The 16,291-nt window shown below is 45.7% G+C and carries 13 protein-coding genes, 1 pseudogene and 1 riboswitch; of the genes and pseudogenes, 6 read left to right on the top strand and 8 right to left on the bottom strand.

Going from position 1 to position 16,291, the window contains the following annotated elements:
* Positions 1–47 precede the first annotated feature (47 nt).
* A riboswitch (cyclic di-GMP riboswitch) is annotated at positions 48–131 on the bottom strand.
* Between the two features lie 227 nt (positions 132–358).
* On the bottom strand, positions 359–649 hold the full coding sequence (locus ACXABW_RS08920) for a hypothetical protein (RefSeq protein ID WP_457522273.1): 291 nt from the start codon (positions 647–649) through the stop codon (positions 359–361).
* Positions 650–959: 310 nt separating this feature from the next.
* Here ACXABW_RS08920 and ACXABW_RS08915 point away from each other — a divergent pair, with 310 nt between their 5' ends.
* Positions 960–1,322, top strand: coding sequence for a PilZ domain-containing protein (locus ACXABW_RS08915; RefSeq protein WP_252027454.1), 363 nt, complete (start codon positions 960–962; stop codon positions 1,320–1,322).
* A gap of 54 nt (positions 1,323–1,376) precedes the next feature.
* On the opposite strand, the gene ACXABW_RS08910 is transcribed toward ACXABW_RS08915, so the two are convergent.
* The 7 genes and pseudogenes from ACXABW_RS08910 to ACXABW_RS08880 form a co-directional block, all read right to left on the bottom strand.
* A complete protein-coding gene (locus ACXABW_RS08910) occupies positions 1,377–1,898 on the bottom strand; it encodes a DUF2058 domain-containing protein (RefSeq protein WP_457522271.1) in 522 nt (173 codons plus the stop codon).
* Positions 1,899–1,966: 68 nt separating this feature from the next.
* Positions 1,967–4,147, bottom strand: coding sequence for an ATP-binding protein (locus ACXABW_RS08905; protein ID WP_457522270.1), 2,181 nt, complete (start codon positions 4,145–4,147; stop codon positions 1,967–1,969).
* Between the two features lie 31 nt (positions 4,148–4,178).
* Complete coding sequence (locus ACXABW_RS08900; protein ID WP_457522268.1) at positions 4,179–6,395, bottom strand: EAL domain-containing protein; 2,217 nt, start codon at positions 6,393–6,395, stop codon at positions 4,179–4,181.
* A 231-nt stretch (positions 6,396–6,626) separates the two neighbouring features.
* Positions 6,627–6,779 carry a hypothetical protein gene (locus ACXABW_RS08895; RefSeq protein WP_457522266.1) on the bottom strand — a complete coding sequence of 51 codons (153 nt, stop codon included), beginning with the start codon at positions 6,777–6,779 and terminating at the stop codon, positions 6,627–6,629.
* 114 nt (positions 6,780–6,893) lie between these two features.
* The gene (locus ACXABW_RS08890) at positions 6,894–7,616 is read right to left on the bottom strand and encodes an alpha/beta fold hydrolase (protein WP_457522264.1); all 723 of its coding nucleotides are present in this window, start codon (positions 7,614–7,616) and stop codon (positions 6,894–6,896) included.
* 54 nt (positions 7,617–7,670) lie between these two features.
* Positions 7,671–10,055 (bottom strand): ATP-binding protein, encoded by a 2,385-nt coding sequence (locus ACXABW_RS08885; protein ID WP_457522262.1) that lies wholly within the window; start codon positions 10,053–10,055, stop codon positions 7,671–7,673.
* Positions 10,042–11,114 (bottom strand): annotated as a pseudogene (locus tag ACXABW_RS08880) (cytochrome-c peroxidase). Before ACXABW_RS08880 ends, ACXABW_RS08885 begins: the two are co-directional and overlap by 14 nt.
* Before the next feature lie 232 nt (positions 11,115–11,346).
* Here ACXABW_RS08880 and ACXABW_RS08875 point away from each other — a divergent pair.
* The 5 genes from ACXABW_RS08875 to ACXABW_RS08855 all read left to right on the top strand — a co-directional run bounded on the left by ACXABW_RS08875 (position 11,347) and on the right by ACXABW_RS08855 (position 16,275).
* The gene (locus ACXABW_RS08875) at positions 11,347–11,595 is read left to right on the top strand and encodes a DUF3297 family protein (RefSeq protein ID WP_252027446.1); all 249 of its coding nucleotides are present in this window, start codon (positions 11,347–11,349) and stop codon (positions 11,593–11,595) included.
* Between the two features lie 219 nt (positions 11,596–11,814).
* On the top strand, positions 11,815–12,165 hold the full coding sequence (locus tag ACXABW_RS08870; protein WP_457522261.1) for a putative quinol monooxygenase: 351 nt from the start codon (positions 11,815–11,817) through the stop codon (positions 12,163–12,165).
* A gap of 88 nt (positions 12,166–12,253) precedes the next feature.
* Positions 12,254–12,718, top strand: a complete 465-nt coding sequence (locus ACXABW_RS08865; RefSeq protein ID WP_457522259.1) for an acyltransferase — start codon at positions 12,254–12,256, stop codon at positions 12,716–12,718.
* A 97-nt stretch (positions 12,719–12,815) separates the two neighbouring features.
* Positions 12,816–13,148, top strand: coding sequence for a zinc ribbon domain-containing protein YjdM (locus ACXABW_RS08860; protein ID WP_457522257.1), 333 nt, complete (start codon positions 12,816–12,818; stop codon positions 13,146–13,148).
* A 568-nt stretch (positions 13,149–13,716) separates the two neighbouring features.
* Positions 13,717–16,275, top strand: a complete 2,559-nt coding sequence (locus ACXABW_RS08855; protein ID WP_457522255.1) for a cellulose-binding domain-containing protein — start codon at positions 13,717–13,719, stop codon at positions 16,273–16,275.
* The last annotated feature ends 16 nt before the right edge of the window (positions 16,276–16,291 follow it).

The raw sequence follows: 16,291 nt of genomic DNA, 5'->3' as shown, positions 1-16,291 counted from the left end.
ACGAGCAGTAAGTGCAACAATATTTGGTTAACGATAAACCAGATATTTGTGGTAGCTCCGCTACCTTAGACTGAGTCCTTAGGCCGGAAGCTTTGCGTCCTTGTCTTTCGAAAAGTTTGCCGTTGACACAAACAACCCAGACGTATCTTTGTATAGTTTTTGTCGATTTTAAAATTTGGAAAGTTGATAGTGTGAATATCATTCAAGAATTCAATCTATTGATAATTTGTTCAATATATCAATATGTTACATCATGAATGTCGTTGGGTTTTGGTATTTGTTATCGATATGTTTCACGGGGAGGTTAGCTCGGAGCGTGGGCAAATAATATCAGCAAGATTGATACATTTAGGGGAGGTTATTCAGTGGACGATGTCAATGCCTCTACAGCAGATTCTATGTACCATTTCTTGTATTCATTATCGCACCAGCGTTTGTTCAACCGGCGTTTATTGAACTCTGCACCAATGGCTACTTTGGTTTGTGTTGTTGGGCGTTTGTAGTACAAAGTTTCACACAATTGCATATTGGTCATGTTTTGCGGATAGGCGGTGACTGGGCTACCTCGCATACCCAGTTGGCTTGCTTGTTGATTAGAACAACCAGAGAGCAAGATAGCACCAAGGGCGAGAAGACCGATACGAAACATGTTTACCTACTTAAGTTATTGTCTTTACTTTGGTTTAGCCCTATCAGTGTGTAGCGGCCACTGATGGCAAGAGCGTTGAACCACCATAGCAATTGTGGTGTAAGTTGGTCAAAACTAATCGAAAAAACCACAGCTGAGCTGGTGTTAAAGGTAAATGTATCCCGTGCTGAGGAGCGAAATGATAGTCACAGCTTTTGTTGCTAGTGGTATCTATTTGTTTCGCGATTAACTAAACTTAGGGGATGCCCTAATTAAAGTTCAATGAGTTTGGGCCGAAGTAGAAGTATCAAAGGATTGAGGTTGTTAATACATGAGTGAAGCATCATTTGCCCAGAAGCGCCAATATTATCGCTTAAAGTACCCTAAGCGCGCTCGACCTGTGGTGCGAGTTCAGGGTGACTTATACCATGTGAGTGAAGTTTCCGAAAAAGGTATACGTGTTGTTGTTAATCAGTCGTCATCTTTTCATCAAGGGTTCCAATTAAGAGGAATACTGGATTTACACGATGAAAGCCAGGTACAAATTGAAGGGGCGATATTGCGTTTAGACAACAATGAAATCATTGTGCAATTGACTCGAGGTCCGAGCTTCAAAGATATGGTTCAGGAGCAACGACATATCCGCAACAAGTATCCGACTTACTTCGCTAAGCTGCGCGAATACGCTGCATAGAAAAACCGCCGAATAGGCGGTTTTTTTGATTTTTGTGTTTGGCTGAATTTACGTTTACCACATTAAGTCGTCAGGAACGACGAAATCTGCATACGGGTCGTCTTCTGGTGCGATCTCTTCTTCAGTCGTTTTGGTTTCAATGATGGTTTCGTCATCACGCATTGCGATTTTCTTTGCAACGGAGCCTGGGATAACGACATAAGACTCACCATAACGCGCAATCGCTAAAATACCTTTTGCCAGCTGGTCTTGTACCAAAGATTCTACGTAGATCGACTTTACGAATTTGCCGTCTGTGAAGTTGTATTTGATATCACCGTCTTTCAGATCGATTTTGTTCATGTCGATAAGCTGTTTCACTTGAGCACGAATCTCTTTCGACAGCTTTTCTTGGTTGCGCTGTTCGTTCAGCGCTTTATCGCGTTCTTGTTGAGCCTGTTTATTCGCTTCAACGGCTGCTTTCGCTTCGCGAGCTTGGACGCGAGATTTCTTAGAGCCTTTTTTTGCCTTTTTCAGCTTCTTTTCGTTCACTAAGCCTGCTTTTAGCATTTGCTCTTGTAGAGTTAGTTTTGCCATGGTCGATCCAATTCAGTCATTTGCGCGACATTTTAGCGCCTCGCTACACGCAAAGAAAGGGTACGTCTTCAAGAATCTGGAGCGTTCAGAGGCAATTCAATGCTAAAGGTGGTGCCTTCTCCCAATGTGCTTGATGCCTTAATGTCGCCACCTAGCAATCCAGTGACAATATTATAAGCAATGTTGAGCCCTAGACCCGAGCCGCCTTGACCAAGCCGTGTGGTGAAAAATGGGTCAAATATCTTGGACAAGTGCTTCTGCTCAATGCCGCATCCGTTATCCGCCACCTTGATACAAGCGGTGTTAGCGTTGGTTAGTGTACATCGAATAGTGACGAGTTTTTGTGACGTGTCCTGTTCGGAAAATGCATGGGCGACCGCGTTACTGAGTAAATTCATGAGCACTTGTGTTAATGGCCCTGGGTAGCTATCCATGGAGATGGCACCTTCAAATGCTTCTTCGAGTTCTATCTGATGGCGCGTCAGGTTTGGCGTCATGGTGACTCTTAATTCATGGAGAATTTCAGGTAAGTCGAATTGTCTGCGCTGGTAACTGGATTGGTCTACCGCCACTTGTTTGAAGCTGGTGATGAGCTCTGCTGCCCGGTGGAGGTTGCGTTCAATGCTGTCTGCGGATTCGGAGCTCTGTTCAATGTATTGGTCTAAAACGGAGCGCTTCAGACCTTGTTCTAATTCAGCGACAAACTCTTTGTTGATGTCTTTGATCGTGGTGGAAACCATGAGCGCATTACCGATAGGTGTATTTAGCTCGTGGGCAACCCCCGCTACTAAAGAGCCGAGCCCTGCGAGCTTTTCAGATCGCACGAGTTCATCTTGGGTGGCTTTCAGTTGTGCTAGGGCTTTTTCTAGCTCTTGTGTTCTTTCGGCGACTCTCTGTTCAAGTTCTTGGTTGTGTTTGTTGATGGTTTCTAGATGTTCACGGCGTGCTATCTCTGTATTAGCCGCGCTTTCGAACCAGTAACGCCATTTGTCAGGAATGGATGGTACGCGGATAGGATCGCGCTTTGGTAGTTCCTCGACAAACTTTGCCAATTGCAGTGCTGGTTGGCTAAAGCTCCAGTGTTGGTAAAGCACAACAAACAGTAGCAATAGGGCGAATACGCCCCCCAATATCAAATAGGGCAAAATAGCGCCTAGGATATGCGATCGAATTTGCGACATGGGCAGCTCAACCACTAGGTTCCATGGGGTGTTATCCAACGAATAACTGAGCCAATAGCCATTTGCACTACGTTGTAACTCCCCTTGAGGCACAGTGTGAGTCTCTCCTGCGGGGACAAAACTGAACACTTGTTCGTGCGTGACTGCTTCGGTTTTTGATTTAAGCGCGCCTTCGCTGTCACCCACAACAAGCCCTTGGTTGTCTACCAGTACCAAGCGGCCAATATGACCATGTGCTTTGGACAATATTTTATCGAGCACTTTTAACGTGATATCAGTACCTACCGCACCGATAAACGTGTCTTGGTTGTAAATTGGGGCGAGTAAGGACACCATCATTCCTTTACCACCCGCATCCATATAGGGCGTGGTCCACACTTTGTTTCTACGAGTGTTAGCTTGTGGGTTAACCAAGTCGAGAGGGAAAGTGCCGCCGGCTTCATAAATCACGTTTATGGCTTCATCAATGGTGCTTGTGCCTGTTGCCGTCAGAATGACATCGTGCCCCAGCCAAGGGTATACCTGCGTCATAGCTTGATCTGCATCGTAGTAATAGCTCCATTGGAATTCTGGGTAGAGCTGATGCGTAACGTTAACCGCTGGCATCATAGAAAGCAGCGCGAGCTGATCCAGTGATAGGTCGCGTGCATTAGAGCGGATGAATAGCTGCCCAAGGATGTTTTTCAGCTTGTCTGGAAGGTTTTGCCAAGGCGCGCCATGAGGTGAGTTAGCTGCCTGACTATTGATATAGTCTAGAGTTTGTTTAGCCTGTATAAGTTCAGGGGTACCCCTAGCTGTTTCTACCGCTGAGCGCATGTTATCTACATGAGTAAGCGAGACAGATACGGTTTGATTGAGCGACAGCAAGGTTTGTAATGCACGATGCGTTTCTTCGTTAATTGCCTGAGATTTTAGTTGCTTACTCAAATAAGCAGCGTTACCCAAAGTCAGCATGACAATTAGCAGCAAACCACCATAGATGATCAATCGGTATCGCCTGATCAGTGCATTGGCGGAAATATGTGAACCTTGCTCTGAAGAATTATTGGGCTGAGAATTACTGTCCATGGGGGATCCTTAATTCAAATAAACTGCGTTATCAGCTTTGTTCCTGGCTTTCGATAAGTCGCAACAAATCCGGGAATTCGAGCGCTTTTGCAAACAGCCAACCTTGTCCTTCTTCACAGCCAAATTGCTGTAGTTTTTGTTTTTGTAGTTCGGTTTCTATTCCTTCGGCAGTGATGTCCATACCGAGTGTTTGGCCGAGATTCACGATCATCTTGGCGATACTGTCGTCGTCTTCCATCGCGTTGACAAAGGTTCGGTCTATTTTGAGCCTGGTAGCGGGCAGCCGGTGCAGCACACTTAACGACGAGAATCCGGTGCCGAAGTCATCGATTGCCACTTTGCAACCCAGCGCTCGTACTTGAGCGAGAATGTCGCACATGAACTCAAGGTCGTTGGCCGCCATGGTTTCGGTGACTTCGATTTCTATTTGCTGGGGCGAGAGCTGATACCGGTTTAGTGTCCCTTTAAGCAGTGCAATAAAGTTTGCTTCTTCAAGTTGGGCTGGAGAGATATTAATAGCCATTGACAGTGTGGCATGGCCACGCTGTTTTAACTCCGCCAAATGCTGGCACGCTTGTTCTAGTACAGTAGAGCCGATAATCACCATTAGCCCTGATTGCTCTGCCAGAGGAATGAACATGTCTGGTGGCACAAGCGAACCATGTTTATTCTTCCAACGTAGTAGCGCCTCCATCCCGGTAAGCGTTCCTGTTTCTAAGTGGTATTTGGGTTGATACATGAGAAACAGCGCACTGTTAGCCACGCTCTCGCGTAGTTCGGCAAGCATTTGAATGCGGTCTCGAGCCGATTGACCAATACTGGTTGAAAATGTAACCGCTGCTCCACGGTGGTGGTGCTTAGCCTGCTTAAGAGCGAGTTGGGCATCTTTGTATAGGCTTGATAGCTCAGTTTCACAATGGTCGACTTTAACTAAACCTACACTCGCCATGGCGTTGAATGGCTGTTCGCCAACGACAAAGGGTTGCTCAAACGTGGCTAAAATGGCTGATGAATTGACCTCGCTGGGTGGGCCGACGATGGCGAATACATCGCTACCAACTCGAGCAATAAAACAGCGTGGGAAGTGCTCAATTAAGCGGGTACATATTGCCTTGAGTAGGGCATCCCCAAACTGGTGTCCAAAGCTGTCGTTCACAGCCGCAAACTCATCGACATCGACCAATGCGAGGGTGGAATGTTGTTTTTCACAGTCATTAGAATCAGTCAGAAACTGCAGCAGGCTATTGAGGTTTGCGACTTTGAGTAATGGGTCAACGTAGGCTTGTTGTTCGAGCCTGCCGTAGAGCATGACATTATCGAAACCGACACTTAGGTTGGCACAAAACACTTCCAACAGGTGCTTATCGATGGCTTCTAGTGGACGCTCGATTTCGACATAGGCAGCAATGCCACGCCCTTGTGCAGTCGAAAAGTAGAGTGTGATGTGTGGCTCGAATAAGTTTTCTTTGTTCACTAGACAACGTTGTAAGCAATCGCGAACGGTTTTAGAGGCTAACTCTGTGAGCGGGCACTGAACCAGATCGCAATACTTACCTGCCGCCGCGATGATTTGAGCGTTATGTTCTTCATTAGCGGATAACTGCTGGGCGCATATTAATCCTTCGGGCTCAATTTGGAACAAAGCACTAATTTGTTTAACAGCCCCTTCGGCAAATAGCCGTAGCCAATGGATATTGGCCAGTTCGGTACTGGCATTGACGACTTTTTCTAATCCTTGCCGCAACAGTTGTTGATTTTGGATCTGGCGGTAGGCCCGAATCGCACTGGTTAAAATGGTGAATAAACGAATACGGGTGAGTTCGGACTTAGTGCGATAGTCGTTGATGTCGTATTGCTGGATGGTGTCCATCTCTGGCGCATATCCGGGCTGTCCGGTGCGCAGAATAATACGAACAGTGAAGAGGTGTAGCTGAGTGCGAATTTTTTCAACCAAATCGAGCCCTGCGGTGTCGGTTTCCATTACGACATCAAGCAGGATCACCGCGATATTGGGTTCTTGAGTTAGCTTTTGCTCGGCTTCGTGTGCAGAGTATGCATGGATGAGCTCTAGCGGCCTATCTTCCACAATGAGTTCCCTCACTGCGAGCTTTGTCGCTTGGTGAACATCTTTATCGTCATCCACTACCAACACTTTCCAAGTAGGGCGTTTGAGTTTGGGTAAATCAGACTCAGAAGTATCTTCAATGATACTCATTAGTTCTTCTGGGTCATTCGAATTATCGGCCATTGCTGCTCCTGCTTCTCCAAGCCTCTTGCTGTCGCATAAGCTCATATAGAGCGCGCTTGCATGAGTATTTGGCTAAGGGCCTAGGCTTATTAATTTATATAAAACTCAGTATAGAAGTGAAATGAGTGAGTTGCGAAAGCAGAGATAGAGTGAAGGCTAAAAGGGGGGGGGGGGATATGTTAGGAATGAAAAAGCAGCCGTAGTGGCTGCTTTTATGAGATTAGATTGAGCTTATGCTTTCTTCAAATCTTGAGCTGGGTAAGTTAGCGTCATTTCGCCAGCTTTTACATGAACGTAAAAGCCGCCAGCGCTTAGGCCAGTCACGACCATTTCACCTAGGTCGACACCTTTGGTTGCGACCACTACATCTTCAATTGAAAACATTTCAATACCTATAGAAACAAGTTGAGTAGACATTTGTCTGCGGCGGTATTGAAACAAAGGTTGAGGGAATCGACTAATCAGGTTTTCAATCGTTAAGACAAAATATCGTTATGATTAAACAAACCGCCGTTGATGGTGAGCAAACCAATTACTCATTAGGTTAGCCACGGTAGCGGGGGCTTCTAAAGTGGTTAGGTGGCCACAGTTTGGTATGACATGCAATGAGACATCACTTAAATGCTTAACGATCTCTAGATGATGGTTCAAAGGGCAAAGTAGATCTTGTTTGCCAGTAACGACGATAGTGGGCACTTGAACGTTTTCTAACAGTGGAACGGCGTTAGGGCGAGTAGCTAAGGCTCGAGCGTGAGCTTTAAAGGCTTCTAAGCCGACGTCGTTGGCCATCTCTTCTAAGCGAGATACGAGTGCTTCATCGGTTGCTCTAGTTGGGTGAACCAGCATGGGAAGTAATACATCACGGGTGATTCGGTTGAATTGACCCGCTTCGGCTTTACGCACAATAGCATCGCGTTTGTCTGAGATATCTTCGGTTTCATCGGTGGCAATAGTGTCGAGTAATACTAAACCTAGCACGCGTTCAGGCGCTTGCTTGAACACTTCGAAACACAGAATACCGCCCATAGATAACCCTCCAAGCACGAACTTTGGCGGGAGAGTCTCGAGCACATGTTTGGCTAATTGCTGCATAGAGTTAAGCGCAGGTAACTCGATGCAGTTCGGCTCGACCCAATTAGGTAATAAGTCGTTTACATTGCGGTATAGGTCATGGGTACAGAGTAAGCCGGGTAACCAAACTAAAGGAACAGTATTGCTCATCTTAGTACCTCGCTATTTGCTTGTTTTACCGATGAAAACTCTTTAAATAGTAGCCTATGTACCGGCTTTCCCTTCATTTTGCTCAACCGTCAGTGCTTCAATCAGGCGATGTGCATGATGAATATTTACCTCCATTCGGTTGATGAGTTTTTGAAGTGTTTCAGCATCTGGCAACTGTGATTGAGTTAGCGTGGCTTCTGAGCTTTCCGCGAGCCTTAGCATTTTGACCATGCCGAAGTGAATCGCGAGTTGTTTGGCTGAGCTTAGCGCTTCTCTAAGTACACCACGCTCTGAACACGCATAGGCATTGATGAGTTGCTCGACACTGTTTTCTAAATCGAGTTGTAGCGCGACAAGCAGCCCCAACCTTGTTTCTGCACATAAATGGGGATCTTGGAGTCGAGTGCTGCGCGACAATTCTTCTTCGGTCATTGGCAGTTGAGTGACAGGGTAGCGGACTAACGGGATCACGTTGTTTTGCTGTGTGGTAAGTGGGTAGTCAAAGCTGTCGTAGTAAATGTCGGCGTGGAACTGCTCCATTGCTTGCTCGAGACTGGCGCGTTGTAAAGGTTTGGTCAGCACAAAATTGGCGCCTGCTTGAATAAGGTCGTCGTGCGCTTCTTTAAATACATCCGCAGTATAAGCAAAGATGACTGTGCTGAGCTTGAGTTCCTGACGGATCCGCTGAATGGTTTCCGTTCCGCCAAGGTTAGGCATATGGTTATCCATAATCACAAGATTAAAACGCTGATTCTTCATGTATTCCAATGCTTCTAACCCATCGGCAGCAAGCTCAATTTCATGGCCGTAATAATTGAGAAAACGCTGAGCAACAATAGCGTTCACGCGATTATCTTCGACCAGCAGGATCTTAATTTTCGTATCGCTGTGAGAATGACTAGAAGGAGTGGTGACTTGAGCTTCTTGTGATTCAATCACAGTTTTGGAAGGCAGCGGTAGGAACAAGTTAAACTGAGTTCCCGCGCCCAGTTGACTGCTTACACTAATGGTTCCCCCCATTAGTTCGACAATGTTTTTAACTATGGAAAGTCCTAGCCCTGTGCCGCCGAATTTTCGAGTGGTTGACAGCTCGGCTTGTTCGAAAGGCACGAATATCCCATCAAGTTTGTCTTCGGCGATACCAATGCCGGTGTCTGTAACTTGAACTTGCAGACCCGAGCGAGGTGAACTGTTTCCATTGGTAGCTATTGTGTCAAGCTCGACATGTTGAATTTCTACCCCAACGCTTCCCTCGTTGGTGAACTTAATAGCGTTACCTACTAGGTTAAACAGTACTTGGCGCAATCTGGCGGAATCTCCCGTGTACTGAAGGCTGTTGTTAACCCGGTTATCGATATGCAGATCAATATTTTTGTCTTTGGCAAGAGGACGTAATGCTTGGTCGAGTGGTTGAGTGAGCTCATCAATAGAAAAGAGCTTGGACTCCAACTCCATTTTGCCTTGTTCAACTTTAGAGAAATCAAGAATGTCGTTGAGAAGGGTGACAAGGTGCTGACCGGAGTCGATGATGACCTTGGCTTGCTCTTGGATCAAAGGGTCTTTGGCGTCTTCTTGAATGATTTGTGCAACCCCAAGTACACCATTCATCGGGGTTCTTAGTTCGTGACTCATGGTCGCGAGGAAAAGTGACTTCGCTTGATTAGCTTTTTCAGTGCGCTCAATTGCGTGTTGATAGGCTAAGTTGTTTCGGTTTAGTTCTCTCACCCTAGCAATGTAGATATACAGGACCAGCGAAGATACGAGGAATCCTAGCGCGACGAGCAGTTGAATGACTCGGTCTTTGACTTTGGCTGCAATGTCGACCAACTGATGCTCTGATTGCTCGACAAACTCAATGCTGTCGGGCGCAAGGAGTACATTAAACAACTGTTGTTTTTGCGCTTCAACTTCATTGAAAGTTCTGAGTGTAGAAGCAAATTCATTCGACATGTTTTTCTCTTCAGCCAGCGGATCTAGGCTGTTGATGAGCACTGTTCTCGCGGTTGACGCTCTATCGCTAGAAATGTTGAGATGTTCCGATACTGTATTGAGTAGGGCATCTTTGACGATCAATATACCAATGACATTATCAAGGGCTTTGGTCACTTTGGTGAGTGATTCGTTGAATTCCCTGAACTGCTGGTGGATCTCATTTCGATAGAGGTTAAACGTGTTGTTGTTATCGTAGGCCGATAAGATTGCTTGGGATTTTTTCTCGGTTTCAACCAACACGGAAGTTAGGTAATACGGATCGGATTGCGGGCTAAGAGCGTGCTGAGTAACTGCATCCCTGATACTGATGACATCGTGACCAATGTTTTGTATCAAGGAATGGTAATCAAGTAAGCGGCTGTACTCTTTGTATAGAATGACAACCGAGCTCAACAACAACGCGGCAATTAGGGTCACTACTGCGAAAAGCACTTTAATATGGGTCATTGCTGAACTCCTCTAAAATGGCAGGTCGCTCTCCCGACAATGAAGACAAGAATGCACTAATATCGCTGACGGTGTTGTCGGCTAATGTGACGCCTAATTGGCTTCTACCCATAATTCGAATCGCTTCTTCTAAAGATTGAGTATTTCCGTCGTGGAAGTAAGGCGGTGTATCAACGACGTTGCGTAGGCTGGCAACTCGAAATAGAAACATGTCTTCTGGACGGGAAGTGATGAGGTAGCGGCCAGTATCTACTGATCGCTCTTTGCCTTTGGTCTCTTCACCGAAGAAACCAAATCTCATCACCATACCACCACCAACATTGGTGCCACGATGGCATCGAATACAACCTTGTGCTTGAAAGGCTTCCCAGCCACGAAGCTGTTGCTGGGTGAGGGCTTGGGCATCGCCTTTTAAATATTGGTCGAAAGCTGAATTTGGAGTGACTGAGCTGACATGAACTCAACCAGCGCAGACTTAATGGATTGCTCTGAAATCTCTAAGTTCAGCTGCGAGAACAGCGTGGAATAGCGTGAAGACTCAGAAATATATTTCTCTATTGTTCTCCAATTGGAATTCATCTCTAAACTATTGTGAATTGGGCCATCTATTTGCTCATGTAGATTGTTAACACGACCGTCCCAGAAAAAGCGATAGTTTAAAGCGGCGTTAAATACGGTGAGCGAATTCCTAGTGCCAGTACCTCTTACACCTGTTGACGTCGCATGGGGCTCAGCGCCATTGGTAGTTAAACTGTGGCAAGTTTCGCAGCTTACTCGATTATTGGAAGATAGCTTCGGATCTTTGAAGAGTATCCAGCCTAACTTGGCCAACGGCTTGTCGATTTCAATGCTATCGGGAATTGGTGAGATGACTTCTCTCGTGGGTTCGATGTTGAGATCATGTGCATGATTGTGATGCGCCGATTCGTCATGATGGTCGGCGTGTTCAGGTATTTCATGTGTATGATCTTTGCCGGGAAGCAGTGTGAGTGCGACTGACACACAAATTGCAATGCCACTCATCGCACTGATCGTAATAAGCCAACCTTTTTTATTCATATCTATTTCCCATTGTTAAGAGGAAACACTGAGCCAAACGTATTATTCCTGTATTTAATGTAAATATAGTTGCATATTGGCGACTTCGCGGGGAATTTGTGTTTCATTAGGCCAAAGCTAGGTGAGGCAAATTAAGTAGCCATGACAGTGATATTTTGATGATGAGTGCTTCTTGTCGCTGGATGGACGATTGACTACAATGCGGGCTCTCTATTTAGATTGGATCTCTAACATGACCGATACAAACGCAAAACCGGCTTTGCCAGATCATTTATCAGGTAATTCTCGCAGCCCTCACTTTGTTGCTGAGTGCTTCGAGCATCAAATTGGCATTCGCCTAAACGGCAAAGAGCGTACTGACGTAGAAGAATACTGCATCAGTGAAGGGTGGGTGAAAATTCCATCTCCTAAAGCGAAAGACCGCTACGGTAATCCGATGCTGATTAAGCTAAAAGGTGAAGTGGAAGCCTACTACAAGTAAGCGAAGCAAATCCTACAATACGCGGTGAAAGCATGCCGCGTATTGCTATTATATATCCTTCTACAGCACCCAGTTTCCCTACAATCCTATCAATAAGCCTGATTATTTTTGCTAGCCGTCGTTTATAGGCATCAGAGTCTCAACTTTTTGTTATTTCCCATGCTTTTCTGTTTGGTTCGATTAACATCGACCTGTATCAACCAATGGAAAGGAAACCTTATGACAAGTCGAGTTTACGTATTGGCACAGTTCAAGCCTAAATCAGGTAAGGAAGCAGAACTGTTTGAAATATTGAAGGCACTAGAGCCAGATTCATACCGTGAAGAGGGCTGCATTCAATATACTCTGACACGTCAAATTGATCACCCAAGTGCCACTCGTACTGAATATCCAATTGTATTCAACGAAATTTGGCAGGATGCAGAATCTTGGTCAGCACATGGCCGTCGTAAACAAATCCAACACTTTTTTGAAACCCAGGTTCAAGCCGAAACTGGATTGGTGGAAGATGCCATCGTGACTGCTTATACCGATGAAGGGCATGATTACGACGCGCCAATTTTTGAATAACGCTTGATTCCTAGCGTATAGAGAAGTAACGCAAACGCGCTGCTGGTGGCAAACGTCACGGTGGCGTGTTTTTATTTGAGGAGCAGATATGCCACAACCCAGAATTTTAAAAGCGAAAGTTGTCGACGTTGAATGTGGAGATGGCGTCACTATCATTGAGCCGTCTAATGTCTATGGCAGCACGTTGGGAGATGATGTTTTTATTGGTCCGTTTGTTGAGATCCAAAAGCATACGACCATAGGCGCAAGGACGAAAGTACAGTCTCATGCATTTATCTGTGAATTCGTGACGATTGGGCAAGATTGCTTTATTGGTCATGGTGTCATGTTCGCCAATGATCTTTTCAAAGGTGGTAAGCCAAACCCGAACCCTGAGAGTTGGGGAAGAACCCAGATTGCGGACAGTGTGACTATTGGATCAAACGCGACGATTTTGGCGGTGAAAATTTGCGCTCACACGGTGATTGGGGCGGGCAGTGTTGTAACGAAAGACATTACTGAACCTGGTATCTACGCAGGCAATCCTGCAAGGAAACTCAGGCCGTTACCTTAACGATCTCACGTATATCATTGTAACTCGTAATTTTGCTCGCCTATGCCTAGAAGAGCGACTACCATAGCCATAACGTTATTGAATTAGAAAGAGAATTATGTCGTTTCCACCTTGCCCAAACTGCCAATCTGAATACGTATACCAAGATCAAAGTCACCTTGTTTGCCCTGAGTGTGCTTACGAGTGGAATCCATCTGAGCCCGACGAAGACCAAGTGATTGTAAAAGATGCAAATGGGGCGGTTTTGGCTGAAGGGGACAAAGTGACTCTTATTAAAGACCTGAAAGTGACAGGTACATCTATTCGATTAAAGATTGGTACTAAAGCTGTTATCAAACGAATCAACGATGGCAAGGACCATCAGCTTGATTGTAAATTGGACGGTGCTGGAGACATGCTAGTTACCGCTAAATACGTTAAGAAAGCGTAGCCGTACAAAAGTCTATAAGCTTGAATGTGCTCCGCCATAGCAGAGACGATAGATGAGGCTTTGTTAACAAGTTTGCAACAGAGCTAGCGAAGCCTCTAAATCGATGTGCCCGCGCCGCTATTTTGGTGTCCTTCCTTAATTTGAAGTCGAAATACCGTGTTTTAACCGACGCATAATGGCAACTTTCTTCCCATTTTTAGTTAGAACACTTCCTATTATCATCCGCATTTTCTGAATTATTTTACTGCTCTAACTTTTTGTTTTAAAAGAGTTTGTGATGCTGGTTCAGATATTAGCTCGAATCTAAATTGAATCTACCTCGCACCATTTTTCTCTTCAATGTGCAAGTTAATGCTTACGTTATTTTAACTCGATAACTAACTGGGCAAAATTCTCTCAAATTTGCGTGATATTTGCCGCATATCGATATGATTGACGATGATTTGTTAAAATTATGTATCGATTGCTGCTAACTTATTTTTAGATGATTATTTATAAATTCAAAAGCATCTAATTTTTATCAACACGTGAAACAAGACTAGAAAATTGATAACTAGAAGGGAAATTTATGTTTAGGATGAACAAGATAGCAGTGTCTTTAGCATGCATAGTGTTAAGTGGCCATTTGTTTGCTGCTGAACCTTATGATTCAACCAAAACCTACTCCGGTGGCGAACAGGTCACTATCGATGGTAATACGTATGAAGCCAAGTGGTGGGTTAACGCAGGCCAAAGCCCTACAGATAACTACGCGAACGAATGGGACTCACCTTGGAAGTTAGTGAGTGGTACCGCGCCAGATCCAACACCGGACCCAGATCCAACACCAGACCCAGATCCTATGCCGGGAGTGGGTGCTTGTGCTGAGTTCAATGTCTATCCAAACTGGACTCAAGGTGACCATGCAACGGGTGGTGACATCATGGTCAACGACGATGTGGCTTATAAAGCGAATTGGTGGACATCTTCAGTTCCAGGTAGCGATAGTAGTTGGGGCCACCACCTAGACTGTAACAGCACCCCTTCAGGTGGCGGTACTGCACTGACATTGCCGAACCCAATGGATCCAGTACGACTAGAAGTCAGCGGTTGGCCAAGTAACTTTGTGGTCGCGGGCCCTGCAAGTTTAGACGCACCATCGACTACTACGGTGAATGCAGCAAATAGCCAAGACCTTTCTGATATCACAAAACTGACTGATGCGTTTGTGGCGTTGATTCAAGCAGCTGATGCTGCAGGTACTTCCTCAATCATTATCAGCAGTGACGTACTCGACGTAGCCACGGCCGATAAAGGCGCAGCTATCGGCACGGTTGCCGTTCAGCAAGCGTTGACCGCAGCAGTAGATGCGACTGGTACACATAGTAAGATCGATGTGAATGCTATCAGTAGCCTTACCGATGATGTTAAAGGTTGGGCACAAGCGCATAACTTAGTTATCTCGGCTATTGCTCCACAGGCAACATTTGGCTGGACACTAAGTATTGGTGATTTCGCCTACGATACTCATTCAGGTAAACGAGCGGTATGGAACGCGGCTTCTGGTGCATCTTCGGATCTGTTGTCTTCGTTTGAGCTGTATAAAGCGGATTCTACGAACAAAGCCGACTTTGTTTCCTTTACTAAATCCGCCGCAACGACTGCACTAACTAGTGAGCAATGGCACAACGCATTAGAGTATGTAAAACAAGTGTCGGATTACATCAAAACTCCGGCGTTACTGTCTTCAATCCCAACTTTGCAAGCTGCGAGCTACTTCTTGGGTAATACATCTGGTGACCGTCATATTCGCAAAGCGGCACACAGTAATATCTTCGGGATTTTGTTCGACACTGACAGTGCAGATCTCAATGCCAAGATTGCTCGTTACGAAACGGAAACAGTACCTCTTTACTACGTAGGTGAAAGCGTACAGAACGGGCCTCTGACTCGAATTGCTTCATTGAATGCTGAGCTAGCAAGCGCAGAAAATGCGATGAACAATCAGGCGTTCCTATATGAAGTTGCTCAAGCGCAATGGGCGCCATCAACCGTGTACAAATGGGCCGATTTCCTAGCGGGTCTAAACTCAATGCACAACGTTGGCGTAGCAGGGAATACGTTCTGGTTACTTGATGATTCAGTTGATGATGCAACCAACGCCATTTACGCAAAAGTCGCTATCGCTGCTTTCTTGTCACAAAGTATGCAAGAAACGATTCGCTACAACGCGTGTGACGAGAATAACTGGTCTGAAGTTCGTTACGGTGCGCCGGTTAACTACCCTATGACTGCGAGCTGTGGCCAGTTAGGACAGAAGTACGCCGACTACGGTATGGATCCAAATACAGGTATCGACCACCCGTACTCTTGTCCTCGCGATCCTAAGATGGAAGTGACAGCATTAACTAATGCTAAGTGGTATGGTGCTCCAGCTCCTATCTTTGCAGCACCAGATACGGTTCTTGCAGAGCAAGGCTTACTGGTTAATGGCAATGTAGGCCGCTGGACGAACGATGGCCACTGTATGGAAGTACCAACAAGCGTAGATACTTCTAAGCAAGTTTGGGAACGTGGCGAGTGTAAAGTCTACGAAGGCCAGAAAGCAGGTAAGTTTATCTGGGATGGCAGCGATACTAACGGCACAGTAGAAGGCTGTGGCTGGTGGGGTCGTGGTGTTATCCAAACCACAGGTCGCCAAAACTTCGGTACGCTTAACCACTTCATGGGCCGTTCACATGTTGACCCAGATACAATTGGTACAACGGTTAATGGCACTGTCGTAGAAGCGCCTCCAGCAAACCCACTGTATGCTGATCTCGACTTCTGTTCTAACCCTGGCTTGATTTGTAGCTCAGAAGAGAACCGAGAGATTAAGTGGATTGCAGGCTTATTCTACTGGGTGTCTTCGGTACAGACATACAATGATGAAGGTGGTCCTTACGCAAGCTGGAACTACCATACTGAGCTGAAGAAGTATGTTGATGGCGGCCTACAAGGTACAGAATTCATCGACGCAATCTCAGGCATCGTTAACCGCGGTTGTCCAGATAGCCATTGTCCAATCAGTGGTGAAGTTCACGCCGTGAAAGAGCGCCAAGACAACTTCAAACTGGTTCTACAAACTCTAGGCTTGAACCCACAGTAATGATTAGTGAAGTAAT

Source organism: Vibrio paucivorans (assembly GCF_054053395.1).
Note: the sequence above shows the minus strand (reverse complement) of the source record. Positions and strands in the feature narration are given on the sequence as shown.